Below are 26,763 nucleotides of genomic sequence, written 5' to 3'. Positions count from 1 at the left end.
GGCGTATCGTGCGAGAACCAGCCACCCGATCCGATCATGCGTTGACGCCGCCAACACACTTCCCTACGGTGGCTCTTGTTACGTCGGGGGACCAGAGGGGCTGCAGATCGTGCGCGTGGACGACACCGGCGAACCCGACCGGACCGTCACGGCGGACCGCCTGCTCGACTCCGCCGAGCAGGCCTTTCTGCGCGCCGAGTTCGGCGCCGTGCGGCCGCTTCTGCGTCGGTTCGAGAACGAGTTCGGGACACCCGATGCCGACGACACCGCGGTCCGGTACGCCGTACTCCGCGGCGCTCTTGCAGCACGGGCCGGAAACTGGCCGGAGGCGGTCAGGTGGTGCCCCGACACCGACGACCTGGGCACCGCGCCGACAGGGGTCGTACACGCCCTCGCGGTGACCGCCCTCCGCAGGCTCGCCGAGGAAGCGCGGCACACCGAGGCCGGAACCGCCGCGCTCGTGATCGCGCTGTGGGCGTACCTCCTGGACGAGGAGGACCCCGGCGACTTCCGCGGACTGCTCACCGGGCGACGCGGTACCCCCGTGCCCGACGATCTCTGGGAGCAGGCCCGTGGCCACCTGGCCCGGCGCGTCACCGACCTGCTGCGCGCGCAGGACGTCCGCGCGGGCCGGGACGCCCTGGCCGCCTGGGAGACGGCCTGGGAGGCCGAGCGTGTCGACCCCGGGGTCGTCCCGTCCGACGCCGAGCCCGACAGTCTGATCCCGGTTTCGGAGGCCGCCTGGCATCTCCTGGACCACGACCTCCGCCCCGCCCTCCTCGACGCCTACACCGCACGCCACCCGGACCCCGGCAGATGGACCGCCGACTCGCCCGACCACCGCGCTTGTGCCGGCCCGCTGGCCCTGGCCCTCGCCGCACGGGGCCAGGACCGGGTGGGGGCCGGGGAATGGGGCGAGGCCCTCGCTGACTTCAGCAGGGCCGCGCGGCTCGGGCTCACCCTCGGCACCGCCGACCTGGCAGCCGTACTCCGCGCCGGAAGGAACGTCGGGCGGGGTCGCAACGGGCAGGGCTACTCCTCCATCACACGGATCCACGGCCTGGAGCTGGCCCACCGGCTGCTGCCCCAGGACGGTCCGCCGGCCGCCGAACTGGCCGCCGAACTCGCCACCGAGCTGGTCCGGCAGGGCCGGAAGGTACTCCGCAGCGACCCCGGGCAGAGCAGGATCCGCTTTGCGCGGGCCCTGGCCGTCTCTCCTGATCACGAGGACGCGCAGAGCGGCCTCGACGAGCTTTTGCGAGCGGACCTCGCCCAGGCGCTCGACGGAGCACAGCCCCGGGAGAAGCTCCACGCGCACGCCGTGGAGGATCTGCTGCGGCGCGATCCGGACTGTGCACCCGCACGGAAGTGGCTGGAGGAGCACTACGCCGCGCAGGCGGAGACCGCTGCGAACGACGGTCATCGATCCACGACGCCGGCCGCCGTACGCGAAATGCTCCAGTACGCAGACGCCGCAGGCCTGTATGACGAGGAACGCGTCGACCGAGGGGTCGCCAACCTCCTGGCCCGCACCACCCGGTCCGCCACGGCCGAGAGCACACGCGCCGCCCTGGAGCACAACGTCGACGTTCTGAGCACAGTCGTGGCGAGCACGGACGTGCCTCGCCGTCACCTCATGGACCGGCTCGACACGGAGCTTCTCCGTCTCGCCGAGCACCTGGAAGCCACCGCGTCCCCGTCGGACGTCATCGAGCTTTTCCTGCGGGGCCGGATGCGGACCGGTGTCAGCGCACGCTTCGACCAGACCGTGGAGTCCGCCTATCTGCGCCGTGCCGAGGCACGCGAGAAGGAGGGCGATGTCGGCGGGGCGCGACGCGACCGCGCGTACGCGGAACGGATCGGTGCCGGACTGCCGGACCAGGGGCTGTTGTTCGGCCCCGCTCCCGGTCGCAGACAGCCACGCCGTGACGACGACTCCGGACAGGAATCCCTCTTTTGACCACCGACGCACCCGTGCAGGGCAGCAGGGACAGCGAACAGCCCCCGCTGCCCTGGTTCGGTCCCACGCTCCATGAACTCGTTCCCGGACTCGCACCCGGTACCCGGCTCCCCGCCCTCCGCGCGCAAGCGGCGCGCGCCCGCAGCGCGGCCCGACAGGATCCGGTCAGGCAGGAGCTCGTCCGCCGGGCCGACCAAGCCTCCCGGAGCGCCGTCACCGCCCTCGTCGCCGACATGCTCACCCCGCCCCTCCCCCAGCCCCGCCACGACACCGAGGATCTTCCGTGACCGATCCCGCCCCGGCCGTCGCCACCGGCCCGCCGTCCGAACTCGACAGACTTCGCCGCCGGGTCGAGGCCCTGTCCCGCAAACGCGCCGAGGCCGACGCCCGGCTGCACGCCCTGCTCAGCTCCCTGCTGCCACTGGACGACCTGCTCGCCGACACGCGCCGCCGGGCCGGCACCCTGCACGAGGCTCGGTCCGCCCGCGAGGCGACCTCGGCCGTCGTCGCCCTGAGCGAGCAGATCGACGCGGCACACCTGATGCTGCGCGGCGAGTTCGCCCGGCACGACGTCAGTCCGATGGACACGGTGGGCAGAGCCGTCGATCCGGTGGAGATGCGCGTTGTCGGAACGGAATCACATCCCTCGTGGCCGGACGCCACTGTCCTGAGGGAGAGGGTCACCGGATTCCGTCTGGGAGCCTCCACTCTGCGGCCCGCGCAGGTGATCGTCGCTGTGCCCGGCCCCGCACCGGAACCCGAGGCCGTCCCGGCAGCCGGGCAAGGTCCGGATCCGGCGGCGTCTCCAGCGGCCTCGGCCGGCGGCGGGCGAGCGCAGCCACGGCGTACCAGCCGCTCCCAGCGACACCTCGCCCGCAAGCCCTCCGCCCGGCGTGGGCGTCGCTCCCGTCGCACCTGACCCGGCTGTCTCGCTCCGTCGGCACGCTCGTCGGCGCACGCTCGTCCGCAGCACCCCGACGCGGCGCGGGCCCCGGGAGCCCCCGTACCGCACCGCCACCCGCACCTCGCGCCTCCGCCGCTCCACGACCATCAGGAAAGCGACCTTCCATGCACCGGACTCTCGGCATCGACCTCGGCACCACGAACTCCGTCACGGCCTGGCTACAGGACGGCGTCCCCGTCGTCCTGCCGAACAGGCACGGCGACCAGGCCACCCCGTCCGCCCTCGGGATCGACTCCGACAACACCCTGCTGGTCGGGGACGAGGCGTTGAACTGGCAGGCCGCGGTGCCCAGTTCCGTGATCACCGAGGCGAAGCGGCTGATCGGGCGGCGCTGGGACGACGACCTCGTGCAACAGGCACTGCGGGCGCGGCCCGACGACGCGCCGCCCGTCCGGAAGAGCGACGACGGCTCGGTGGAGATCCGGCTCGGCGCGCACTACCTCTCCCCGGTGCAGGTTTCCGCCATCTTGTTGCGCCGGCTCAAGCAGGATGCCGAGAACGCCGCGGGGGTACCGTTCCGGCGTGCGGTGATCACCGTGCCCGCGTACTTCGCCGAGCCGCAGTTCCACGCGGTGCGCGAAGCCGGGCGGCTGGCGGGATTCCACGTGGCGCGGATCGTGCAGGAACCGACCGCCGCCGCGCACGCCTTCGGCATCGGGCCGAACGGGAACGGCACCGAGGACTACGCCACCATGCTCGTCTTCGACCTGGGCGGCGGCACCTTCGACGTGTCGCTGCTGACGATCGGCCCCGGCTACTTCGCGGTGGGTGAACTGGGCGGGGACAACCTCCTCGGCGGGTCCGACTTCGACGCGCTGCTCGACGACCACCTGCGCGAGCAGCTCGCCGGGCGCGACCACGGCGGTGAAGGGGACGCCTCCCGGATCCGGACCGCCGCCGCGCGCGCCAAGGTCGAACTGTCCTCGCGGGACGTCGCCGAAGTGACCCTGGCCCCGCTCGGCCGGCAGGGCGGGTCCTGGTCCGGGGCAGTGCGGCGCACGGACTTCGAAGGGCTCCTCGACGGGCACCGGCACCGGATGCGGGCCACGGTCGAGTCGGTGCTGAAGAAGGGTGACGCGCTGCCCGAGGACATCCAGCGCGTCCTCCTCGTCGGCGGCTCCACCCGCATCCCGGCCGTCCGGCGCGACCTGCAGCAACTCTTCGGCGAGGACAAGGTGTCGGACGCGGTGGACCCCATGACGGCCGTCGCCCACGGCGCCGCTGTGGAGGCCGGTCTGCTCAGCACGCTCGACTGCCCCGCCGACACCTGCACCATCGAGGGCATTCCCGTCACCGCCGATTCCTGCCCCGGCTGTGCCACCCCGCTGCTCGGCCCCGCCACGGTGGACTGCCCGGCCTGTCACGTCCCCGCACCCGAGCTCACCGGCGCCTGCAACGTGTGCGCCACGGACCTGTCCGGACTGCGCGCGGCCCCTCCGACGGCCACCCGCAGGGAGTGCCAGAAGTGCGGCCGGGATGACAACCCCGCCTCCGCGACCGTGTGCCTCGACTGTGACGCCCCACTGGACGCCGGCGGCCTGAAGTGCCCCGGCTGCCGCATGGTCAACGCCGCCGGTCTCAGCGCCTGCTCGTTCTGCGGCGGCGACTTCGGCACCGCCCGCGCCGAACAGGTCACGGCACAGGACATCGGCCTCGAGCTCTCGGACGGCACCGTGAAGGTCCTTTTCCACGGCGGCACCCCCTACCCGACCGAATGGCAACGGGAGGACGACCTCGTGGTGCGCGGGGACAACAGCGGATCGGTGCGATTCCGCGTCTGGGAGGGAACCCACGTGCGCTCCGCACAGCGCAACGAGTTCTGCGGCGGTTTCATCCACGAACGGACCGACGGACTCCGCGGAGACGTCCCGCTCACCCTCGAGGTACGGCTCGACGCCGACCGGACCATCGACCTGAGGTATCGCCTCGGCTCCGACGACTGGGCCGGGGCCCGGCTCCGGCGCAGCATGGTGTCCGAGGGCATCGGCCGGAAGGCGGGCGAACTCCACGCCCGCTACAGCGACTTCCTGAAGACCTGGGAACGGGAGACCACCCCCGCCGAGCGGGACGTCCTCGGCGAGACCATGGCGGATCTCGCGGCACTCGGCAAGGGCGAGACCGTGGGCCGCTCTCTGGACGGGCTGCTCGACGATGCCCGCGAAACCCTGGAGCTGTGCACAAAGGCCCGAACCGCCACCGCTCACGCGACGATCACCGTCGCGAGCGGACGCGGGCTGCTGGCGCCGCCACTCCTGGAGGAACTGCGGAAAGCCGGGGAGTCGGTCATGGACGCGCGCAGGGCCATGGACACCGACGCGATGCGGGCGGGCACCACACGGGTGGAGGAACTCTGGAAGGGGCTCGACCCTGCGGTCCGCACCTCGATCCTCACCGTCCGCCTCGCCGAACAGGACTCCTACCCGGCGACCCTCCGCAAGGAGGTCCTGGCCGCCCGCGACGCCCTGCGCAGCGCCGTGGAACGCGGTGACCAGGCCGCCCAGGACGCCGAGCTCGTACGCCTCGGACGCCTTTCCGACCAAGGCCGTGGCCAGTTCGCGGAGGTGAGCACCCCCTTCTCCGCCGGCAGCGTCCTCCCGTCCAGGCGGTGACAGACGGTGGGGGCCATACGGAGGTACGGACACGCACCCTCGCCCCAGATCCAGCACGTTTGCATCGTCAACGCACTGGCAATGTGCATCGAACTTCGCTCCGGATCAATTGACAGCGTCAACAGGTAGCCTGCTCGGTGTTCGCGCAGGCTCGCGCCATACGGAAGGTCACCCATGCCGCAGATGCCGCAGCCCGACCGCCTCCCCGGCGCGCCCGAGTTCCGCATCACGCTCCCCAAGGGCGGTGGAGAGGCGCGTGGGCATCTGCTCACCGAGTTCGGCGAAAACGGCACACACAAGTTCCTCCTGCACGAGGGATCAACGGTCGCGGCAGAGGCGTGGCCCGGCCTCGGCGACCACGGACGCCGGGTCCGTGCGGAGCTGCGGGCGAGCGGCGCACTCGCCGACGCCCCGGTGGGCCTCGAGCGGCCGGAGGCGACGCCGCGATGGGTGGCGACACGGAACATCCCGTGCAACTCCTCCTCGGCCGCCGCCGCGCTGGTGTACGGCTACGACGCTTCCGGACCGGAGTCCTGGCGCACCGCCGAGGGCCACCCGCTCGCCGACTACCTGTCCACCGGCTGGCGCGCCCCGCGCAAGGCCTGGCTGGTGCGCGGGTCCAACGTCTCGGGGCACAACCTCGTGCGGCAGCTGTGGCTGAAGGAGGGGTTCGTCACTCTCGCCGCCACACATCTGCCGCCCTTGGAAGAGAGCGATCCGACCAAGAGCGCCCTGCGCCGCTTCGTCGAGGACGGATACGAGGGCGCGGCCTCGTACAACCAGAAGCGGGGCCTCGTCGAAGAGCTGCACGGCTTCCTGACACAGATGCGCGTCGGCGACACGGTGGCGACGATAGGCGACGGCAGGCTTCACCTCGGACGGATCACCGGGGATGCCGCGCAGACCATTTCGCCGGGCGGCCTGGCCAATCTGCGCCGAACCGTCTCCTGGCAGCCCGACAGCCACCCGTACGAGGAACTGCCGGAGGAAGTGCAGCAGAAGCTCTCCGTGCAGCATGACGTCGTCGACCTGACCGGCGTACTGGAAGCACTGGACGGACTCACCATGGCCGCCGGCCCTACGGCAGCCGACTCCCCCGTCCGGCAGGCCGTCGCCGAGCGACCGACGCAGCGGGAGTTGTCGCTGCCCGACGTCACCGAGGCCCTCGCGGCCGACCTCCTCGTCCACGACCGGGCCTGGCTGGACGAGGTACGCGAACTTCTCGTGGACGAACGGCAACTGATCTTCTACGGCCCGCCGGGCACGGGCAAGACCTACCTGGCGATGAAGCTGGCGGAGTACTTCGGCGGCGGTCCCGAGCAGGTCAAGATCGTGCAGTTCCATCCGTCGTACGCCTACGAGGATTTCTTCGAGGGGTTCCGGCCCGTGGAGGACGCCGAGACACGCGAGGTGGCGTTCCGACTGACGGCGGGGCCGCTCCGGGAACTGGCAGATCTCGCCTCCCGCGAGGGCAATCGGCACGTCCCGCACTTCCTGATCATCGACGAGATCAACCGTGCCAATCTCGCGAAGGTCTTCGGTGAGCTGTACTTCCTGCTGGAGTACCGGAAGAAGTCCGTACGTCTCACCTACTCCGGAGACGACTTCGCACTGCCTCCCAACCTCTTCGTGATCGGCACCATGAACACCGCCGACCGGTCGATTGCCTTGGTGGACGCGGCGATGCGACGCCGATTCGCCTTCGTGGAACTGGCCCCCCGCGCCGAGCCGACCGCAGGGCTGCTCGCACGATGGCTGGGACGCGAGGGAAAGGACCTGGAGCCCGCTCACCTTCTCGACGCTCTCAACGCCCGCATCGACGACACGGGCTTCGCCATCGGCCCCTCGTACTTGATGAAGCCGGGCGTGTACCGCGACGGCGGTCTCGAACGCACCTGGCGCACGAAGATCCTCCCCCTCCTTGAGGAGCACCACTACGGCGAGGGTCTCGATGTCGTCGCCCGCTACGGCCTCGCTTCACTGCGCGAGCGGCGTCCGTGACCGCACTGGATGTGACGCTGCGCGAGTACGGACCCGCACTCTCCATCCCCCTGGGCTCCGAGGCCGGACGTGCCCTTGCCACGTCCGGAATTCTGCAGAGCGCAACGCCGGATCCCGGCCGGGAGGGGCACTGGCTGCTGCGGGCGGGCAGCCGGGTTGGTGCGGTCCGCATCCCCGGCGGTGCTGTCGTGCGGATCACGCCCAAGACCCCCGTGGCCAGGCTGTTCTTCCTCCTCGGCTTCAGCCTCGACCCGGCACGCGCCTGGCGCGACAGCAGGGAGGGCACGGTCGACACCGGCGCCTACGACGACATCGTCCCGGCGCTCGCGCACGCCGTGGAACGGCGGATCGACTCGGCTCTGCGACAGGGGGTTCTCCAGGGCTACCGCGAGATGGAGGAGACAGCGCTGGTCGTACGCGGACGGCTCCGCGAGGCCGAGCAGGTCCGCCGGCACTTCGGTCGGACGCCGCCCGTGGAAATCCGGCACGACGCGTACACGGCCGACACCGACGAGAACCGCATCCTGCGCGGTGCCGTCGAGCAGCTGCTGCGACTGCCGGGAGTCCCCGGTCCGGTCCGCCGGCGCCTCGCTCACCAACGCGTACGGCTCGCCGATGCGCTGCCGCTGATACGCGGGCAGGAACTGCCCCGCTGGCAGCCGTCCCGTCTCAACTCCTGCTACCAGCCAGCACTTCGACTCGCCGAGGCGGTCCTGCGCGGTGCCTCGCCGGAGCACCGGCCAAGTACGGCCGAACCCCTCGCCGTGGACGGCTTCCTGATCGACATGAACAAACTGTTCGAGGACTTCGTCACGGTCGCGCTGCGAGAGGCGCTTCGTGAACACGGCCTGACCGCACGTCTCCAGGACCCTCACCACCTCGACGCCGCGGGGCTGGTGGGGATGCGTCCCGACCTCGTCGTGCGCACCGGGGACGGCCGTACTCCAGTGGCCGTCGTCGACGCCAAGTACAAGGTCGAGAAAGCCGATGGACTCCTCAATGCCGACTTGTACCAGGCCCTCGCGTACGCCACCGTCCTCGGCCTGCCCGAAGCTCACCTCGTATACGCGGCGGGAAGGCAACCGGAACGCTTCCACGAGGTGCGCGGAACGGCCGCCGGGCAGGACGGACGAGGAGTACGGCTGTACCAGCACACCCTCGACCTCTCCCGTGAACCACGGCTCCTCCTGTCGGCGCTCGGTGAGCTCGCCGGAAGACTGGCCGCCACGGCTCCACAGCCTCGATCGTGAAACGCCGCAATGCGGGAACCGTCATGCGGAAGGAAGGAATCACCATGCCCCGGCTCGCCTTCGCCCAGAGCTTCTGGGACGGCTACGACACATTGGAGAAGCCGGTGCGAGCCGGCGTACGCAAGGCCATGGGAAAGTTCCACGCCCTGAGTGCCGCTGAGCTCAACGCGGACAAAGGCCTGCACCTGGAGTCGGTGAGCAACGCCCGTGACCCCCGCATGCGCACCATCCGTATCACCGACTTCTGGCGGGGAGTCGTTCTCGCGCCCGACGACGGCAGTGATGTCTTCCTGCTGGTCAACGTCCTGCCGCACGACGACGCCTACACGTGGGCGGCGAAGCGCCTGTACAGCGCGAACTCCGCGACCAGGGCCCTGGAGGTGCGCGACGCCGTGGCCCTGGACGAGCTGACCCCCCTGTACGAGACAGCCGCGGCCAACGCGCCCAGGCTGCTGTTCGCCCGCGTCTCCGACGGCACCCTGCGCGAGCTCGGCCTCGACGACCAGGTGCTGCGCGCCGCACGTTCCCTGGTGGACAAGGCCCAGCTGGAAGCGTTCTCCACGCTTCTGCCGGAAGACCAGCTGGAGGTGCTGCAGTATCTTGCCGAGGGCTTCAGCCCGGAGGAGGTCTACCGGGACGTCGTCGCCGTCCGCCGGCCCGCCGACGCCCCCGCCGAGCCGGTCGAGGACCTGGCCACGGTCATCGCCAATACTCCGGCGCGCATCCGCCTCGTCACCGGGCCGGAGGAGCTGGCGGAGATGCTGGAGAAGCCTTTCGAAGCCTGGCGTGTCTTTCTCCACCCCTCCCAGCGGCGTGTCGCCTACCGCACCTCGTACGGGGGCCCCGTCCAGGTGACGGGCGGGCCGGGAACCGGCAAGACAGTCGCCGCCCTGCACCGGGTCAAGCACCTGCTGGGCCGCCATGAGGACAGCCGAATCCTGCTGACCACCTACACGAACGCGCTCGCCGCCGGACTGCGCGAGATGCTCGGCCTCCTCCTCGACGAGGACAAGAGCCTGCTGGCCCGTGTGGACGTGACCACGGTCGACGCCTACGCGAACGGTGTCGTGCGCACGAGGTCCGGAACGACACCACGCCCGATCGGGGACAGGGAACAACGGCAGCTGTGGGAGAAGACCGTCAAGCAGCTCGACCTGCCGTTCACCGTCCAGTTCCTTGCCCAGGAATACCGCCACGTCGTACTCGGCCAGGACATCCGCGATCTCGACACCTATCTCGGCGCGAGCCGCCGCGGCCGCGGCACCGGCCTCGGCCCCACGCGCCGCCGCGCGGTGTGGAGCGGTGTGGAACGGTTCGAACAATTGCTGCGCGACCGCGGCGAGACGACGCATCTGCGGGTCTGCGCCCGCGCGACGGAATTCCTGGCCGACGAGCCGGCTCCGTACGCCCATGTCGTCGTCGACGAGGCACAGGATCTGCACCCCGCGCAGTGGCGTGTGCTGCGCGCCGCCGTGACTCCCGGCCCTGACGACCTCTTCGTCACCGGCGACCCGCACCAGCGGATCTACGATTCGCGGGTGTCGCTCGGTTCCCTGGGCATCGCCACAGTCGGCCGCAGCTTTCGGTTGCGCGTCAACTACCGCTCCACCGAGGAGATTCTCACCTGGTCGGCACGGCTTCTCGCCCCTGTCACCGTCGACTCCCTCGAAGGCGAGGGAGCGGACTCGTTGGCCGGGTACCGTTCCCTGCTTCACGGGCGCCGCCCCCAGGTCCAGGGGTACGGAACCGAGCAGGAGGAGACCGACGCCCTGGTGCAACGAGTTCAGGGGCTGCTCGCAGGGGGCCTTGCACCACACGAGATCGGCGTGTGCGCACGCTTCAATCTCTCCTTGGACGCCGCCGAGGACAAGCTCAGGGCCCTCGGTATCCCGGTGCTCCGGGTCAAGGGGCAGTTCGCACCGGGGACGCGGGGCGTACGGCTGGCGACCATGCATGCGATGAAAGGGCTGGAGTTCCGTGCGGTGTCCGTCCTCGGCGTCAACGAGGGCAGCGTGCCGTTCGTCCGCGAGGTCACCCCACGCGAGGCGGACCCGCTCCAGCACGACGCCGACCTGCTCCGGGAACGCTGCCTGCTCTTCGTCGCCTGCACTCGCGCCCGCGAATCACTGAGCGTGACGTCGAGCGGAACCCCGAGCCCGTTTCTGCCACCCACGGTCTGACCGGGCCAGGCTCACTCCTCCGGTGCGAGGGCTCCTGTGGAAAGACCGTCACGGGCGACTTCGGCGAGTTGCCGACTCAGCTCGTCGATCTTCCGCATTCCCTCCTCGAACGCGGACAGGGCCCGGAAGGAGGAACCGTAGCGGCGCTGCTCGTCGATGCTCATGCGGGGGATACGTGAACCCCGGGCGTCGAGGCGGTAGGTCCCACTGGCGCTCGTGGACCGGCGGGCATTGATGGAGCTGCGCAGGAATCCCTGCAGGTAGTCCGTGTCGAGCTGGTCGCTGGCCGAGACCGGATCCGAGCCCTCGTACGCGACGAGCCCGGCGCGAGCGAGATCCGCGACACTGGTGGTCGCACCGTCCAGTGAGCCCGGTCCGCTGCCTGCGGCCAGCTCGGGCAGAAGGGCGGCGAGTCGGCGGACTCGGTCCTCCAGCTCCTGGCGCAGGGCCGTGTACTCACCGGGATAGTCGCGGTGCCGGGAGCGGAGATGACTGCCGGGGGTGAGGTCGACCGTATCGTCCAGAAGTTCGATCAGTGGTACGTCGGCGACCTGGCCCGGGCGTGGGTCCAGGCTGCCGTCGGGGCTGTTGCCGGTCAGGTCGACCATGCGCACGGTGCGGTTCGTGCCCGGGTTGCCCGTGTTCTCAGGACGCTGCAGACACCAGAGATGGACAGGCAGAGCATGAGAGGTCGCCGTCCCTGGCGGCAGGGCGACCACTTGGCGCAGGATGCCACGGCGTACGAGTTCTGCTCGGATGCGGCGGCCTGCCTTGCGGTAGGCGGCCGAGGCCGGCATGACCATGAGGACGTGGCCGCCTGGCTCGGTGTGCGCATAGGCATGCTGGAGCCAGGCAAGCTCCCCTTCGGCCTTGGACGGGGTACCGAGCTCCCAACGTGAGTCGAGCAGCAGCTCCTCCCTCCCCCACTCGGTCACACCCGCCGGAGGATCACAGACGACCAGATCCGCCCTGAGATCCGGCCATTCGTCCGCGCGCAAGGAGTCGCCTGCCACGACGCGGACCTCCGATCGGCCCAGGAGGTCGGCACGCAGCTGCGCGAAACGGGCGCTGTCACCGTCCACCTCCTGGCCATAGCAGCGCGTACCCGCCTCGGAAGCGACGGACAGGAGCAGCACCCCGATGCCGCAAGCGGGATCGAAGACCGCTGCTTCGGAAGGCAGTTCGGGAGCGAAGTGGCGCACGGCGCGCACCACGCGCTCGGCGGTCACCTGGTCCGACCCCGCACGCCGAGCGGAATCCATGAACCGTTCGGTGAGGCCGTTCACGACGTCGACGGGCGATTCGGTCCGGGCGAGCCCTCGTACCCGCGAGGCGATGTCATCCGGCAGTTCCGGGGCAGATTCTCCGGCCAGCGCCGCGGCGACCATCGCCAGGCCCGCCACCATCTGATCGCCGTGCGCGGCACGCAGGGCCTGCCACAACTCGACCTCGGGTGACATCTCCTGACCTTTGCGCTGCCTGTCCAGCCACCCCTGGACTTCCGCCAGTGCGAAGAGGGGACTGTTCGCGGCGCCTCCCGCCGGCGTCGGGAAGTCGTCGTAGCGCCGACGCCAGTTGGAGACAGCAGCCCGGGTGACGCCGGCCAGCCGAGCGATCTCGGCTCCGGTGACAAGGGGACCGACCGGTGAAGCTGCAGTGTCCGTCATACGCCCAGCGTACACGGATCGCCACCCCCCCTCCAGAAGAGAGTCCGTTGACAGTGCGCACAGACTTATGTCACTCTCCCTCGTGTACCTGGTCATCCGTGGGACCTGCCCTCGTCCTGCCCGGCCACGACCGCGAAAAAGGCCGGTGTATACCGCCCGCCCCCAGACCTCTCGCTCGCCGCTCCACGGAGGCACGCCTTGACATCGAACACCGCGGTACGCACCGTCTACCGGCTGACCGGTGTCACACCGACCGCAGAAGCCATGCTGGACAACCTCGACCTCGAACTTCTGGACCGGCTCGGGGCCGATCTCCATTTCCCCGAGGCACTCGGCGTGCCGGCCGTGTACGTCACCTGCGGCATGGAGCATCCCGAGGCCCCGTGGTGCGAACCCATGGCGCGTACCACCGGCATCACGGTTGCCGAGCGCGTCCGCCGCACGGCCGCCGTCCTCCTGCTCGCCGTCGATGGCACGGTGTATGCCATCGGCTGCGACCAGGGGTACCGACTGATCCCTGACCATCTCAAGGACAAGCGTTTCGGTCTCTCCTTCGCCATCCGGCAGATGGATCCGAGCCTGATCCGCGGTGCGGTCTCGAGGTCGCTCGGGCAGGCGCGCACCGATATCTCCCTGGTTCCGGGCGGGGCACCGGTCCCGATGCTCGGCATCCGTGACCACTCCCGGATCGTGCGCAGCCTGGGCGGATACCTGGACGACCTCCCGCTCACCCGCTCGCGGTACACGCGTGGAAAGGCCGTCAGCGCCCAGGGCGGGTGCGGATTGAGGATCGCCCTGGGGATCGAACCCGAAGCTCTGGTCTCCGACCTGCGGACCATCGCCAGAATCTGCCGCGAGGACATCCCGCACCAGGATCTGGAATTCGTCGACCACATCGTTCCGGTCAGCGATCCGACGGACCTCGACGCCCTCGAGCGGGATCTGGACAACCGCCTCGGCCGACCCGCCGACGGGCGGATCTCCGCCTCCGTACCCTTCGATCACCACGTGGCGTACGCGGAGGCCACCGCGTATATGACGCGGATCAACAGCACCGACGCCCGGCGCTCCGACGACTTCGACCTCGGTTACGTACTTGCCCGGGCCCAGCTCGCACTGCCCGGCCGACGCCTCGACGTGCTGCGTGAGGGAACCGTGACCCTTGCCAGGGACCGCAGGGCAGGTGCCGTCGACACGATCGCCGTCACCCCTGCGCTGACCTGGCTGGAGTCCGACGCCTCACTCGACTCCAGGCGCTTCTTCCTTCTCGAAGGCGAATGGTACGAGGCCGGTGCGAGCTATGTGGCCGAGTGCCGGGCCACCGTAGCGGCCCTGTTCCCGCCGTCGCCCTCCACTTCGTTTCCGGCCTGGCTCAAGGGTGAGTCAGAAAACACGTACAACAACAGGGTGGATGATGAACATCCGGGCTGGGTTTGCCTCGACACCAAGAACGTCACCAATCCGCTCAAGCGCAGGGATCAGATCGAGATCTGTGACCTGCTCATGCCCGACGGCACCCTGGTCCTCGTCAAACGCGCGGGTGGTTCCGGTCCACTGAGTCATCTGTTCGGTCAGGCCAGGGTGGCGGTGGAGCTGCTCCAGGAGTCCGCCCAGGTCCGTGCGGAGTTCACTGCGAAGGTCGCCCGCCTCAGCGGGGGCAAGTATCTGCTTCCGAAGGACTTCACTCCCAAGCGGATCATCCTGGCGATGCTACTCAAGAACCGCGAGCACCTGAGCCCGGAGTCCATCTTCGGCTTCTCCCAGATCACCATTGCGCAGACCGCGAAGGCCCTGGCAGCACGGGGGGTGACTGTCGAGGTCATCGGCATCCCTGAAGGCGGCACTGACGAACTTGCCCCGCCTTCGCGTCATGTGGGGGTCGATGCAGGTGTCCCCGGCTGAGCATCCCAGACGCCGGGTTCGCCGGGATGACGGCCATGCCAACAGTGGAACCGGCCAGTCACAGTGACCTTATGTGGACGTCCCTGGGACTTCTCTGGGACTTGCAGTTGCATTAACGGGCATGAGTATGAAACAGCCGAAAGGCCACTTACGCAGGTCAGCGACTGCCAGCCATCTAACAGTGCAAGTCACAGACCTGCTGGTCCTTTCCGGGACATCTGATCGGCGGGGTGTCGTGCCCATGGCGGCACGGGGCACGACACCTCCAGCAAAGTTGGCTTACGTCCGACCTGCTCAGCCAACCCCGAGGGCCACGGCCGGATGCCGGACCAGGACCCCGGGATGTAGCGAACGGGGTGCTCGCCGATCCCATCCGCGTACGGCGCCCCATCTCCCGCCAGCCAGGCTCCCAGCTTTCTCCCTGCATCCGAACGAAGCGAACTCTCAAGCATCCGCGCGTCCAGTTCCCCGGCGCCCTCTCGCCACCCCATCCGAACCCTCTGCTTTGGTTCCACCAGTTCGCCGTGACAGCAGGCATCACCAGTTCGTGACGGATTCTGTCCCGAGGAAGTGCACCCCGCACAAGTGCGGAACGGTTCAGCTGGTCTTGCGGGCTGAAAGTGGGCTGGAACCAGGTACGGCCCGGATACCAGGAACGTTGTCGGCGCGAAGTCTGGCGGCCACAGCGCCGGGACTGATCTCCCCGCCCTCGTACTGGCTCGGGGGGACCGCCGTTATCTGCGACACCGTCAGAACGCTTCCGATCGGCAGCCCGGAGAAGGCCTCTCGCATGTGGCGTGCGACATCGCGCCGGGACCGGGGCATCTGAACCGTCGCCGGCCTACCGACGGGGGTAGCCTCCCGCGCCCCCAGCCGGGGTGCCGGGAAGCCTGCGACCGAGGAGGTGGGCGCGCCTCCATCCGGGCGTTGCCAGCGCCGGGAGAACGCCTCGGACAGATGGTCAGCCCGGGCCAGGATGCTCTCCTCGTCCCACTGAGCAGGCAGGGAACGGTTCAACGAAAGTGCACTGTGCACGAGGATGTCGTTCCTCTTGCGCTCCCAGGGACCATTGGAAACCGATGTGTTCAGTCTGCCGGTGAGCAGGGTCAGATTTCCCACGGTGTGGAGGAGGGACTGCCTGCGCTCATGAGCCTCGACGCTTCCGCCGCCTCCACCCTCGGGGAGCGGCCAGTGTTCCTCCCAGGCCTGGGGCAGTAGATGCTCGATCGTCAACTCCCCGTTATGAACGTGTCGCTCGGTCTTGCCCGAATACAGCGAGTCCTCCAACTCGGCCAGCAGCAACCGCATCCGGGTCCGCGTGAGTTGCTTGTACAACGGCTGGGACCGAAAGACCTCTCGGATATCGCGATCGCGGGGCCAGAACCCGGAGTCGGTTTCCTGCCGGAGCAGAAAGTCCGCCACGACCGACGGGTCGTCCTTCGCCTTCAGCTCCTTGAGCAGTTCCAGAAAGAGCCGGTTGTAGTTCTTCGTCGTCAGACGGCAGACGGTGCGTCGCACCAGGTAGGAGTCCAGGGTGGCCACCGCGCCAGCCCGATCGTCCTCGTCGTAACGGCTTACCAGCCACAGGAGCACGGGCATCACGGTGTTGGCGTCCAGAACCCCAACAGTGCGCAGAAAGCGGCCTTCCGGTGTCAGCGGCTGTTCCTCGGCCGTCAGCCGCCGGTAGGCACCTGCCCGCTCCACCAGGCGCCTCATCAGATTGACCAGGCCGATATCAGCGGCCTTGACGTACCTGCGAAAGGTGAGGAAGAGCTCGGGAGCCATCACCTCCTCGGCGAGTTCACCCGTCAGGTACTGCATGAGGAAGACGTCCAGGCGAGGCCGCTTCAGCCTTCCCTGCCGCACCTCCTTGCGCCAGTCAGGCGTCTCCAGCTGCGCCCACAGGTCCCTGTACAGCTCCTCCACTGGGAGCCCTTGCTCCTCTGCCTGCTGGAAGACCAGGTTCTTGACCAGGTCGGAGGCCTGCAACGGGGTGCCTCGGTCGTTCAGAGCCTCGAAGATGACCTGGGCGTTGTCCTCGGGCTTGAGATCGATAACGACCAACTCGAACTTGTCACGAAGCACGCGCACCAAGGCATCGAAGCCCTTGTCCAGCCTGCCTTCGTAGTTCAGTTCTTGTGCCCACTCGACCGTGCGGTTGCGAAAGAACCAGTACGCCTGGACGATCGCCGAGGCGCCCGGAGTGACGGGGAATGCGACATCGACGGGCCGCCGGAGCCGACCGTCCATGACCATGCGGAACGAGTCACGGTCAATGTTGGTAGGCCACACCTTGTAGGCAGCATGCGGGTCGTCGGTCATGTCGTCGTCGTTGGCGGTCAGTTTGACAAGCGCACGTACGTACCTGTCCTGGACATCGAGCTCCCGTGCGACGTCGCGGACCGCGGCGAGAAGAACCTGAAGTGTTGTCAGCCTCTGCTGTCCGTCGATGACCTGTCTGGCGGGCATCGACCCCGTGAGTGTCAACAACTGATCCAGCACTACCGCGCCAAGAAAGTGCGGATGAACTTCCTCATCCGCCATCCTTTGGTGAACCAAAGCGGTGACGTCCTCCCACAGCGGACGCCAGTTCCGGTCCTCCGTCCAGACGTACGGCCTCTGGAAGACCGGCACGACGAGTCGCCGGTCCGGCCCGAACAGATCGCGCAGGGTCATCGATTTCGCTTCCACACTGGCCTCCAATAAGGGCTGGTCACACGAGCCGAGTACCTGCCATTGAGATCCTCTCGGCCGACTCAGGGACTAGCGCCGACCCCGCAACCAGGGGCGAGACCGACGCGAGACGGATGGGTACCGCCTGAAATCGCCCCTACAGTCGTGACTGCCTCGGAGCTGCCCAAGAAACGGCAACCGCACCTGACGGTTGTGATTCGAGATGCTCGTGTCCAATAAATTCCGTTTGCGTATCGATGCTGAAGTTCGACAGGCGTCCCCCGCCGCCCACGCAACACGCCCTCACACCTCGACGTGGTTGCAGCCACGCAGCTCCCTCCTCCGGAAGGTCACTCGACCGCACATCATCAGGGACGATCCTCGCATGGTGAGTCACGCAACTCTCAGCCCCACACGGACGGGGGCGGCCTCCGACTCAGCCCGGCCACGCATACGTCGGCGGACACCCGTTGTCGCCAGCCAAGGGGGGCTCGACGGCCGAACGGCCGAGGCGTCAAGGTCGAGTTGGAGCCACGCGTCGAAGGATAGGGCCGATCCACACCCGCGCGAGGAGCGTCGGGATCACTTGTGGACAGGCTTGCGGTGGTTCCGGCGCGGCCTGCCGGACGGCGGCTGCTCGACCTCGGACAGAACCTGATGGTAGCCCGCCCGGCGGCCGCGCGGACGGGACAGCAGCGCGTCCCGACCACCGGTCTGTCACCTCGTCCACCAGTTGCCCACGGCCCTGACCGACACCTTGAACAGGGCCGCGGCCTCCGCCCGGTCCCGGCCCTCCAACAGTGCGGACACCGCCAGCAACCGCACAGCCTCCTGCGTGTCCGGAGACCAGGTCCGCGCATCCCCCACCAGATCACTCACACATCGCCAACGAGCGTGAACTCAAAGCGTTTCGGATCAGTAGGCCGACCCGCGCCGGAGGGCCCCGTTGGACAGGCGGGACCCTCCGGCGTAGGTCGGTCTCCGGGGGGGGCTCACCCTGGACGGCGTCCCTGCGGAGACGCCTCGTGGGTCGTCCGGCCGCGGTGGTCGGCAGGGAGGCCGGTCGGGGCGTCGGGCCGCGCCGGTACGAGGGTGAGGCCGAGGAGCGGGGCGGTGGCGAGGAGCAGCCAGGGGGTGGGGCCCGCGAGGTCGAGGAGAGCGCCGACGGGGGCCGCGGCGGCGAGGACCACGAGGCCCGAGAGGGAGGAGAGGGCGCCGGTGGCCAGGCCGAGGCTGCGGGCGTCCACGAGGTCGGGCAGCAGGGCCCTGGTCGCGGGCAGTACCAGCATCTGGCCGAGGGTGAGCAGGACGGTGAAGGTGACGGCCGCCCAGACGCCCTCGTACGTGCGGAGGGCGGCCGTCGCCGCGAACGCCGTGGCGATCAGGAGGAGTCCGGCGCGGACCATCGCCGGGCTGTCCAGGCGGGTGGCCGCGAGCCGTTCCAGGGGCGTCGAGCCGAAGACGACCAGGGCGGAGGAGAGGGCGAACAGCCATCCCAGGGCGGTCTGGGAGCCGGTGGCGCGGTCCAGTTCGGCGGGGAGGGCCAGATAGAGCTGGTTGTAGGCGAGGAGGTAGGTGGAGTAGGCGAGGGCGAGGCGGAGGAAGCGCCGCTCCCCCAGCACCGTCCGCCACTCCCCCGGGCGCCGTTCCTGCCCGCCGCCCCGGGGCATCAGCCGGGCGTGGGCGGCGAGGACGAGCGCGAAGACGGCCGCTCCGGCCAGGCAGGCCGTACGGAAGTGGGCGTCCCCGGTCCCGTACAGGAGGAGTGCGCCGAGGACCGGGCCGAGGAGCGCGCCCGCCTGGCCGCCGACCGAGAAGCGGGCCAGGGTCCGGGTGCGCCGGGGGCCGCCGGAGCGCTCGGTACGGAGTGCCTCGCGGGCGATCTCGGACTCGACGGCCGGGGAGAAGAGCGCCGCGGCGAAGCCGACGAGGACGACGGCCCCCGTCACCGTCCAGGGGTTCGCCGCGAAGGCGAGCCAGACGAAGCCGACGATCCGTAGGGCGCAGCCCGCCAGGACCACGGGCCGGGGACCGTACCGGTCGGTGAGTGCGCCGCCGACGACGAACAGCCCCTGCTGGCTGAACGTCCGCAGGCCCAGGACGAGTCCGACCAGCGCTCCGCCGAGCCCGAGCGCTCCGCCCAAGTGGTCGGCGAGGTAGGGCAGGACGGCGAAGAAGCCCGCATTGAAAGCGAACTGGCTGACAGTCAGGAGACGGGTGAGGGGGGTCACTCGGTGAGCTTTCCGTCGCGCATGGTCAGGACGCGGTCGCAGGTGTGCCGGACCGCGGCCCTGTCGTGGGAGATGAACAGGCAGCCGACACCGAGGGTGTCCTGAAGATCCATCAGGAGGTTGAGGACGCCGGCCCGCAGGGACGGGTCGAGGGCCGAGGTCGGTTCGTCGAGTACGAGGAGTTCCGGGCGGGTGGCGAGGGCGCGGGCGATCCCGGCGCGCTGGCACTGCCCACCGGAGAGTTCGTGGGGAAGCCGGTCACCGTGCGAGGGGTCCAGGCCGACGAGGCCTAGCAGTTCCGTGATCCGCGCGGGGCCGGCCGCCCGCGTCCAGAGTCCGTGCAGCCTGAGGGGCTCGGCGATCTGGTCGCGGACGCGGCGGCGCGGGCTGAGTGCTCCGTACGGGTCCTGGAAGACCGGCTGGAACCGGGGCCGCAACGACCGCAGTTCGCCCTCGCGCAGGGTCGTCAGCTCCACCCCGTCGAAGCGGACCGATCCCGCGTCGGGGCGCAACAGTCGCAGGACGGCCTCGGCCGTGGTCGACTTGCCGCAGCCGGAGGGCCCGACGAGACCGACGGTCTCACCGGCCGCCACGTCGAACGACACCCCGTCGACGACGGTGCGGCCGCCGTACCGTACGACGAGGTCGCGTACCTGGAGCAGGGTGTTCACGCGGTCTCCCCCAGAGGGTGATGGCAGGCGACCCGGCGGCCGTCGACGGTTCTCGGCTCGGGGTCCTCGGTGCGGCAGAGGGCCGTGGCGTACGGGCAGCGGGGCGCGAAGGCGCAGCCTTCGTCCGTCGCGCCCGGGAACGGCGGGGCTCCGGAGAGGACGGGCAGCCGGGACCGGTGCGGGAGGCCGGGCGTGGGCAGCGAGGCGAGGAGAGCGCGGGTGTACGGGGCGGCCGGGCGTCCCATGACCCTGTCCACGGGACCGAGTTCGACGGTCCGGCCCGCGTACAGGACGGCCACCCGGTCGGCGTGGCGGCGCACCGCCTCCAGGTCGTGACTGACGAGCAGCAGTGCCGCTCCGGCCGCCGCGCACCGCTCCCGCAGGAGGGTGAGGATCCGTTCCTGGCGGTCCGGGTCGAGCGCGGTGGTCGGCTCGTCGGCCACCACCAGATCGGGCCCGTTCACCAGGGCCATGGCGATCACGGCGCGCTGACGCATGCCGCCGGACAGGGCGTGCGGATACGCGGCGGCGGCTTCCGGGCCGAGGCCGGTGTCGGCGAGCGCCCGGCGGGCGGCCGCGCGGGCCTCGCGGCGGCCGAGGCCCTGGACCGACCGCACGGCCAGTGCCAGTTGGTCCTCGACCCGGTGGACGGGCGAGAGCGCCGACAGGGCGTCCTGCGGGATACCGGCGAGGCGGCGCCCGAGGTCGGCCCGGGTGACGGGAACGCCTCGCAGCAGCACCCGCCCGGAGACGGTTGCCGTGCGGGGTGCCATGCCGAGCAGGGCGCGCGCCGTGAGCGACTTGCCCGCACCGGACTCGCCGACCAGGGCGAAGACCTCACCCGCGTACACCTCGAAACCGATCCCGCGCACGGCCTCGACGCCCGCGGGAGCGGCCCCGGGGAAGGAGACGTGGAGCGCGTCGACGGAGAGGAGCGGTTCAGGAGCGGGGGGCGGCAACGGGACCGGCCTTTCTGGGTACGGGGGCGGTACGGCGGATCCGAGCGGTCGGGGAAGCGTGGGAGAGGCGCACGGCGAGGGCGGCGAGCAGGGCGAGGGCCACGGCCGGGGCGAGCGCGGCGACGGGGGCCCGCTCGACGTAGTCGGCCGACTCGTCGAGCAGCAGGCCCCATTCCGGCGAGGGCGGCTGCGCGCCGAGACCGAGGAAGCCGAGGGAGGCGAGGGCGAGGGCGACTCCGGGCAGGCGCAGCACCGCGTGCCGGGCCACCGGGCCCGCCACCGACGGCAGTACATGCCGGGCGACGATCCACAACGGACCCGCCCCCAGGGCCCGTTGGGCCTGGAGGAAGCGGGAGGCGCGTACCTCCTGGGCGAGGGCGGCCGCGTGTGCGGCAAGCGGCGGCCAGGACACCAGGGTCACGGCGAGGGCGGCCGCGCCCGCGCCGGGACCGGTCACGGCCGCGACGAGCAGGCCGACGATCACCGGCGGCAGGGCGTTCGCGATGTCCGCGAGGCCGGCCGCCGCACTCGGCAGGAATCCGAGCACGAGGGCGACCAGACAACTCAGCGCGGTCACCGCGGCGGCGGTGCCGACGGTGGAGGCGGCACCGTGCCCGAGCCGGGCGAGGACGTCCCGGCCGAGCGCGTCCGCACCGAGCGGGTGCGCGGCGGAGGGCCCGGCGAGCCTGGAGGCGACGTCCACGGCGTACGGGTCGCGGAGCAGCCCCCAGCCGATCACCCCCGCGAGCACGGCGGCAAGCAGCAGCGGAACCGCGGCGGACACCCGCGGCGGCCGGGGCGGCGGCAGACTCAGACCCGCCTCGCGGAGCGCGGGACCGAGGAGCCGGCTCCGGACGAGCGAGGCCGCGCCGCCGACGAGCAGGCCGAGCAGGAGCAGAGCGAGGACGCAGCCCTGGAGCAGCGGCAGGTCCTGTGCCTTCGCCGCGCCGAGCGCCGTACGGCCGATGCCGGGAACGGCGAAGACGGTCTCGACGGCGACGGCGCCGCCGGTGAGGCCGACGACCACCAGGCCGATCTGCGGGACGAGCGACGGCAGGGCGCGGCGGAGCGCGGCCCGCGTGATCCGGGCGCGGCTGGTGCCCGCGCCGCGCCACAGCTCCGCCCACGGTTCCCCCAGGACGGCGGGGACCGCGTCGGCGACGAGCCGGCCGAGGAGCGCGCCCGCCGGAACGCCGAGGGCCACGGCGGGCAGCACCAGATGGGCCGGTCCGGCCCAACCGGAGGTGGGCAGCAGACCGAGCCACACGCCGGCGACGACGAGGAGGACGAGGGACAGCAGGAACTCGGGCAGCGAGGCGAGGACCGCGGCGACCGCGCCGGCCGTCGGGCGGCCCCGTACGAGCGTGGGCGCGGCGAGCAGTGAGCCGACGACGAGCGCGACTCCGAGGGCGGCGCCCATCAGGGTCACGGAGACCCCGAGGCCTGCCGCCACCGTGGGCAGGACGTCGGTGCCGGAGACCCAGGAGACCCCGAGGTCGCCCCGGAGCAGCCCGGCGCCCCAGTCGCCGAGGAGACCCCACGGCCCCGCGTCGAGACCTAGGTCGGCACGGATGGCGGCGAGCGCCTCGGCGGTGGGCTCCTGCTCGGCGGACCGGGCCCGCAGCAGGCCGAGCGCGGGATCCTTGCCGGAGAGCCGGGGCAGCAACCCGACGACGGCAACGAGCACGGTGAGGGCGCCCGCCCTGACGGCGACCGCGGCGAGGGCGGCTCGTCGGCGGGCGGGGACGGCCCCGGCGAGGGCCGCTCGTCTGCGGGCGAAGACGGCCCCGGCGAGGGCGGTGGCCACACGCCGGTGGGCGGGGACCACCCCGGCGAGGACGGCGGCCCGTCGGCTCGTGGGGGCGGTCATGGATGGGCTTTCGTCAGGAAGGACTTGACCGCCAGGGCCTTGGCGATGAGGCGCCGGGCCGCCAGGGTCGTGACCGCGGGGGATTTCACCGTACGTGGGTGTCGACGGTGACGAGTTCGCGTTCGCGCGGATCGTGCGCGGCGTCCACGACGTGGGCGGCGTCGCCCTGGATGACGCGCTCGTGCAGCATCGGCACGGCCGCGTCGGTGGCGAGTACGGCGGCCTCGGCGGCGATCACGGCCCGGCGGCGGGAGTCGCCGGTCGCCGTGCCGGTCGCGGCGGCGAGCGCCCGGTCGACGGCCGGGTCGGCGAGCTGGGCGATGTTGAAGGACCCGTCCCCCGCGAAGTCGCTGTAGAGGTAGGCGGCGGGGTCGCCGGAGTCGAGGACCGTGGCGCGGGAGAGGACGAAGGCGTCGAACTTCCCGGCGAGCGCGTCGGCCTCGATGGCGGCGTACTCGCGTACGTCCAGCTTCACGGTGAAGCCGGCCTTCTCCAGTTGCTGCTGGAGGAGCTGGGCGACCTCGGGGAGTTCGGCCCGGTCGGTGAAGGTGCCGATGGTGACGGCGGCGCCCCGGGGGGCGGCGGGCGCGTGGGGGCGGCGGACGGGTGTGCGGAGTTCGGCCGCCCAGGGCAGGGCGGGGCCGAGGAGTCCGCCGGCGACGTCGGCGCGCCCCTCGTACGCCCCGGCGACGAGGGCGCGGGCGTCGACGGCCTCGCGGGCGGCGGCGCGGAGGGCCGGGTCCTTGAACGGGCCCGTGCGGGTGTTGAGGTACAGGGTGTTGGTCCGGGGCATGGGGACCTCGGTGACGAGCTCCGGGTCGAGGAGACGGGCCTGGGAGACGGGGACGGCCTCGACGATGTCGGCCTCGCCGGCGCGCAGGGCGGCGGCTCGGGCGGTGCCGTCGGGGACGTACCGCACGTCGATGCCGGCGGCCTTGGCGCGGCCGCCCCAGTAGGCGTCGTAGCGGTCGAGGGTCGCGGAGGCGGTGCCCTCGGCTCGGACCAGGACGAACGGTCCGGTGCCTGCGCCGACAGGGTTCACGGTCCTGCCCCGGTAGGCCTTGGCGGCGAGGATCGACAGCTGGGGGGAGCTGAGCCGCTGGGGGACGAGGGGGTCGGCCGTGCCGGTGGTCACGGTGACGGTGCGGGGGCCGGTGGCGCGGGTGGTGAGGGTGACGCCGTCGAGGATGCGGGGCTTGGGCGAGGCCTTCGCCGCGGTGGTGAGGGAGCGGACGACGGCGTCGGCGGTCAGGGGTGTCCCGTCGTGGAAGGTCACGTCGTCGCGGAGGGTGAAGGTCCAGGTCGGGCCGGTCTGTCGCCAGTCGGTGGCGAGGGCGGGTACGGCGTTGCCGTCGCGGTCGAGCCGGACGAGCGTCTCGGCGGTGGACCACCGGGAGAGTTTGAAGGCGTCGTCGGTGAGCGGGGAGAGGCCGGAGCGCGGCGGTTGCATCATGGCGACCCTGAGGCGTCCGTCGGCTCCGGCGCCCGCGCTCCCGGATCCGGACCGGGCCCCGGTGCCGGCCCCGCTTCCGGCGAAGCAGCCGGTCAGCAGGGTCGCGGCCGCGAGGGTGAGTGCGAGCGCGGTGAGCGGGCGATGACGGTGGGCGCGGGGTGTGCGGCTGTTTCCGGGCAGGCCGGAGGGCGCGGGCAGGGGGAGCAAAGGGGGTCCTCGGAGGGCGCGGCGAGCGGGTACGGGCCGACCATACCAGGATGACAATCATTTTCATTACGCCGGTCCCGGGCCCTCGGGCACACTCAGGCCGGCGGCACCACGCCGCCCTTGAGGCGTTCGATGTCCGAGGCACGGACCTGGATCACGAAGAGGGCGATCAGGGCGCCCAGCACGGCGAAGATCGCCGCCGTGACGAAGCCCGCCGAGACTCCGGAGGTCAGGACCTCGTCGCTCCACGGGGGCGGGAGCTGGCCGGTCCTGGCGAACTCGGCCTTCTCCAGCGGGTCCGCCTGGGAGAGGAAGGCGGGGACCTGCTTGTCCGCCTCACTGCGGCTGGCCGTGCCGAAGACCGTGACCAGGATCGACAGACCCAGCGAACCACCCACCTGCTGCGTGGCGTTGAGCAGGCCGGACGCGGCGCCGGTGTCCCTCTGCTCGACGTTCGACAGCGCCATGATGGTCAGCGAGACGAACATGAAGCCCATGCCGAAGCCGAAGACGAGGATCGGCCCGAGGATGCTGCCCAGGTAGGTGGAGTCCACGTCGGTCAGGGTCAGCCAGGCGAGGCCCGCCGCGGCGAGTACCGAGCCCGTCACCATGAACGGCTTCGGCCCGTAGCGGGGCAGCAGGCTGGAGGTGAGCCCCGCGGCGACCGCGATGATCGCGCTGACCGGCAGGAACGCCAGGCCGGCCTTCAAAGGGCTGAAGCCCAGCACCTGTTGGACGAACAGGGTGAGGAAGAAGAACATCCCGAAGATCGCCGCCGCCAGACACAGCATGATGGCGTAGGTGCCGGAGCGGTTGCGGTCGGCGAACATGCGCAGCGGCGTGATGGGCTGCTGGGAACGCCGTTCGACGAGGAGGAACACGGCCAGGAGCACGACCGCCGCGACGAACGAGCCGATCGTGTACGGGTCGCGCCAGCCCTCCTGGGCCGCGCGGATGAACCCGTAGACAAGGGCCACCATGCCGAGCGTCGAGGTGAGGGCGCCGGTGAGGTCGAAGTGGCCGGGGCTGCGCTCGGACTCCTTGACGTGGCGGGGGGTGAGAAAGGCGATGAGCAGCGCGATGGGCACGTTGACGAAGAAGATCCAGCGCCAGTCCAGCCACTGCACGAGCATGCCTCCCGCGACCAGACCGATCGCGCTGCCACCGGCCGAGACGGCCGCGAACACGCCGAAGGCCCGGTTGCGTTCCGGGCCTTCGTCGAACGTCGTGGTGATGAGGGAGAGGGCGGTCGGGGAGGCTATGGCGCCGCCGACGCCCTGGAGCGCCCGGGCGGCGAGCAGTTGCCATTCGCTCTGCGCGAGTCCGCAGAAGAGCGAGGCGAGTCCGAAGAGCAGCACGCCGAAGATGAAGACGCGTCGTCGGCCCAGGATGTCTCCGGCGCGGCCGCCGAGCAGGAGCAGGCCGCCGAAGGTGAGGGTGTAGGCGTTGACGACCCAGGCCAGGCTGGTCGTGGAGAAGTCCAGCGCGGTCTGGATGTGGGGAAGCGCGATGTTCACGATCGTGATGTCGAGGACCACCATCAGCTGGCAGGAGGCGATCACGAACAGGGCGATGCCCTTTCCGTCACTGCCGTTCCCCGGGGTGGCGGTCTGTGCTGGTGTCGTCGGCTTGGGTGTACTCATGTGGGCGCCTCAAGTGCTTCGCCTGGTGAGTGAGCCGTGGGCCGGTCAGTCCACCTTTTCGACACTAAGCCCGGCCGGCGCGGCCGACCAGTTGATCAAGCGTGGGCGGGCTCGTCCAGGACCGCGAAGCCGTCGAGCTCCACCCTGGCCTGTTCGTCCCAGAGGCGTACGACGCCGATGACGGCCATCGCCGGGTAGTCGCGGCCCGCCAACCTGCGCCAGATCCGGCCGAGTTCATGGGCGTGGGTGCGGTACTCGTCGACGTCGGTGGTGTAGACGGTGACGCGGGCGAGGTCTGCGGGGGTGCCTCCGGCGTGCCGCAGGGCGGTGAGGAGGTTGGCGAGGGCGGTGGTGAACTGCTCGGTCAGGGTCTCCCCCACGACGGCGCCCTCACTGTCGAGGGCGGTCTGGCCCGCGAGGAAGACGAACCGGGTGCCGGTGGCGGTGACGGCGTGGGAGAAGCCGCTGGGCGGGGCGAGTTCGGCGGGGTTGTGCCGATGCAGGCTCATGGGGACGGTTCCTC

At 70.8% G+C, this 26,763-nt stretch carries 17 protein-coding genes and 1 pseudogene; 8 read left to right on the top strand and 10 right to left on the bottom strand.

Features of this window, described 5'->3' with window-relative positions:
• Positions 1–109: 109 nt before the first annotated feature.
• From ABZ567_RS16040 to ABZ567_RS16010, 7 genes are all read left to right on the top strand, one after another.
• Positions 110–1,960 (top strand): hypothetical protein, encoded by a 1,851-nt coding sequence (locus ABZ567_RS16040; protein WP_360789468.1) that lies wholly within the window; start codon positions 110–112, stop codon positions 1,958–1,960.
• Positions 1,957–2,247: a hypothetical protein gene (locus ABZ567_RS16035; RefSeq protein WP_360789465.1), complete on the top strand. Its 291-nt coding sequence runs from the start codon at positions 1,957–1,959 to the stop codon at positions 2,245–2,247. Before ABZ567_RS16040 ends, ABZ567_RS16035 begins: the two co-directional genes overlap by 4 nt.
• Positions 2,244–2,879, top strand: coding sequence for a nucleotide exchange factor GrpE (gene grpE / locus ABZ567_RS16030; protein WP_360789462.1), 636 nt, complete (start codon positions 2,244–2,246; stop codon positions 2,877–2,879). Before ABZ567_RS16035 ends, grpE begins: the two co-directional genes overlap by 4 nt.
• A 149-nt stretch (positions 2,880–3,028) precedes the next feature.
• The gene (locus ABZ567_RS16025) at positions 3,029–5,533 is read left to right on the top strand and encodes an Hsp70 family protein (protein WP_360789460.1); all 2,505 of its coding nucleotides are present in this window, start codon (positions 3,029–3,031) and stop codon (positions 5,531–5,533) included.
• A 183-nt stretch (positions 5,534–5,716) separates the two neighbouring features.
• A complete protein-coding gene (locus tag ABZ567_RS16020) occupies positions 5,717–7,534 on the top strand; it encodes an AAA family ATPase (RefSeq protein WP_360789870.1) in 1,818 nt (605 codons plus the stop codon).
• On the top strand, positions 7,531–8,784 hold the full coding sequence (locus tag ABZ567_RS16015; RefSeq protein WP_360789457.1) for a restriction endonuclease: 1,254 nt from the start codon (positions 7,531–7,533) through the stop codon (positions 8,782–8,784). Before ABZ567_RS16020 ends, ABZ567_RS16015 begins: the two co-directional genes overlap by 4 nt.
• A gap of 44 nt (positions 8,785–8,828) precedes the next feature.
• Positions 8,829–10,964: a UvrD-helicase domain-containing protein gene (locus ABZ567_RS16010; RefSeq protein WP_360789867.1), complete on the top strand. Its 2,136-nt coding sequence runs from the start codon at positions 8,829–8,831 to the stop codon at positions 10,962–10,964.
• An 11-nt stretch (positions 10,965–10,975) separates the two neighbouring features.
• Here the strand turns inward: ABZ567_RS16010 and ABZ567_RS16005 are convergent, their stop codons facing one another.
• Entirely contained in the window at positions 10,976–12,631 is a 1,656-nt protein-coding gene (locus ABZ567_RS16005; protein WP_360789864.1) for an N-6 DNA methylase, read from the bottom strand.
• A 198-nt stretch (positions 12,632–12,829) separates the two neighbouring features.
• Here ABZ567_RS16005 and ABZ567_RS16000 point away from each other — a divergent pair, with 198 nt between their 5' ends.
• On the top strand, positions 12,830–14,533 hold the full coding sequence (locus ABZ567_RS16000; RefSeq protein ID WP_360789454.1) for a TIGR04141 family sporadically distributed protein: 1,704 nt from the start codon (positions 12,830–12,832) through the stop codon (positions 14,531–14,533).
• A gap of 597 nt (positions 14,534–15,130) precedes the next feature.
• Here ABZ567_RS16000 and ABZ567_RS15995 read toward each other — a convergent pair.
• The 9 genes and pseudogenes from ABZ567_RS15995 to ABZ567_RS15955 form a co-directional block, all read right to left on the bottom strand.
• Positions 15,131–17,224, bottom strand: a complete 2,094-nt coding sequence (locus ABZ567_RS15995; protein WP_360789451.1) for a DUF262 domain-containing HNH endonuclease family protein — start codon at positions 17,222–17,224, stop codon at positions 15,131–15,133.
• A 598-nt stretch (positions 17,225–17,822) separates the two neighbouring features.
• Positions 17,823–18,025: pseudogene (locus ABZ567_RS15990) on the bottom strand (helix-turn-helix domain-containing protein); the annotation flags it as partial.
• A gap of 173 nt (positions 18,026–18,198) precedes the next feature.
• A complete protein-coding gene (locus ABZ567_RS15985; RefSeq protein WP_360789448.1) occupies positions 18,199–19,437 on the bottom strand; it encodes an MFS transporter in 1,239 nt (412 codons plus the stop codon).
• Positions 19,434–20,108, bottom strand: coding sequence for a dipeptide/oligopeptide/nickel ABC transporter ATP-binding protein (locus ABZ567_RS15980; protein ID WP_360789445.1), 675 nt, complete (start codon positions 20,106–20,108; stop codon positions 19,434–19,436). The genes ABZ567_RS15985 and ABZ567_RS15980 overlap by 4 nt, the downstream gene beginning before the upstream one ends.
• A complete protein-coding gene (locus ABZ567_RS15975; protein WP_360789442.1) occupies positions 20,105–21,067 on the bottom strand; it encodes an ABC transporter ATP-binding protein in 963 nt (320 codons plus the stop codon). Before ABZ567_RS15975 ends, ABZ567_RS15980 begins: the two co-directional genes overlap by 4 nt.
• Complete coding sequence (locus ABZ567_RS15970) at positions 21,048–22,937, bottom strand: ABC transporter permease subunit (protein WP_360789439.1); 1,890 nt, start codon at positions 22,935–22,937, stop codon at positions 21,048–21,050. Before ABZ567_RS15970 ends, ABZ567_RS15975 begins: the two co-directional genes overlap by 20 nt.
• Positions 22,938–23,022: 85 nt before the next feature.
• Positions 23,023–24,588: an ABC transporter substrate-binding protein gene (locus ABZ567_RS15965; RefSeq protein WP_360789861.1), complete on the bottom strand. Its 1,566-nt coding sequence runs from the start codon at positions 24,586–24,588 to the stop codon at positions 23,023–23,025.
• A gap of 104 nt (positions 24,589–24,692) precedes the next feature.
• Entirely contained in the window at positions 24,693–26,240 is a 1,548-nt protein-coding gene (locus ABZ567_RS15960) for an MFS transporter (protein ID WP_360789437.1), read from the bottom strand.
• Between the two features lie 95 nt (positions 26,241–26,335).
• Positions 26,336–26,749 (bottom strand): RidA family protein, encoded by a 414-nt coding sequence (locus tag ABZ567_RS15955; RefSeq protein ID WP_360789434.1) that lies wholly within the window; start codon positions 26,747–26,749, stop codon positions 26,336–26,338.
• Between the last annotated feature and the right edge of the window lie 14 nt (positions 26,750–26,763).

This window comes from Streptomyces sp. NPDC016459 (assembly GCF_040632845.1).
Classification (GTDB): domain Bacteria; phylum Actinomycetota; class Actinomycetes; order Streptomycetales; family Streptomycetaceae; genus Streptomyces.
Note: the sequence above shows the minus strand (reverse complement) of the source record. Positions and strands in the feature narration are given on the sequence as shown.

Excerpts from the sequence above, each read along its gene's own strand:
- ABZ567_RS16005 (WP_360789864.1), bottom strand. The coding sequence starts at position 12,631 with ATGACGGACACTGCAGCTTCACCGGTCGGTCCCCTTGTCACCGGAGCC.
- ABZ567_RS16025 (WP_360789460.1), top strand. The coding sequence starts at position 3,029 with ATGCACCGGACTCTCGGCATCGACCTCGGCACCACGAACTCCGTCACG.
- ABZ567_RS16010 (WP_360789867.1), top strand. The coding sequence starts at position 8,829 with ATGCCCCGGCTCGCCTTCGCCCAGAGCTTCTGGGACGGCTACGACACA.
- ABZ567_RS16020 (WP_360789870.1), top strand. The coding sequence starts at position 5,717 with ATGCCGCAGCCCGACCGCCTCCCCGGCGCGCCCGAGTTCCGCATCACG.
- ABZ567_RS15955 (WP_360789434.1), bottom strand. The coding sequence starts at position 26,749 with ATGAGCCTGCATCGGCACAACCCCGCCGAACTCGCCCCGCCCAGCGGC.
- ABZ567_RS15960 (WP_360789437.1), bottom strand. The coding sequence starts at position 26,240 with ATGAGTACACCCAAGCCGACGACACCAGCACAGACCGCCACCCCGGGG.
- ABZ567_RS15970 (WP_360789439.1), bottom strand. The coding sequence starts at position 22,937 with ATGACCGCCCCCACGAGCCGACGGGCCGCCGTCCTCGCCGGGGTGGTC.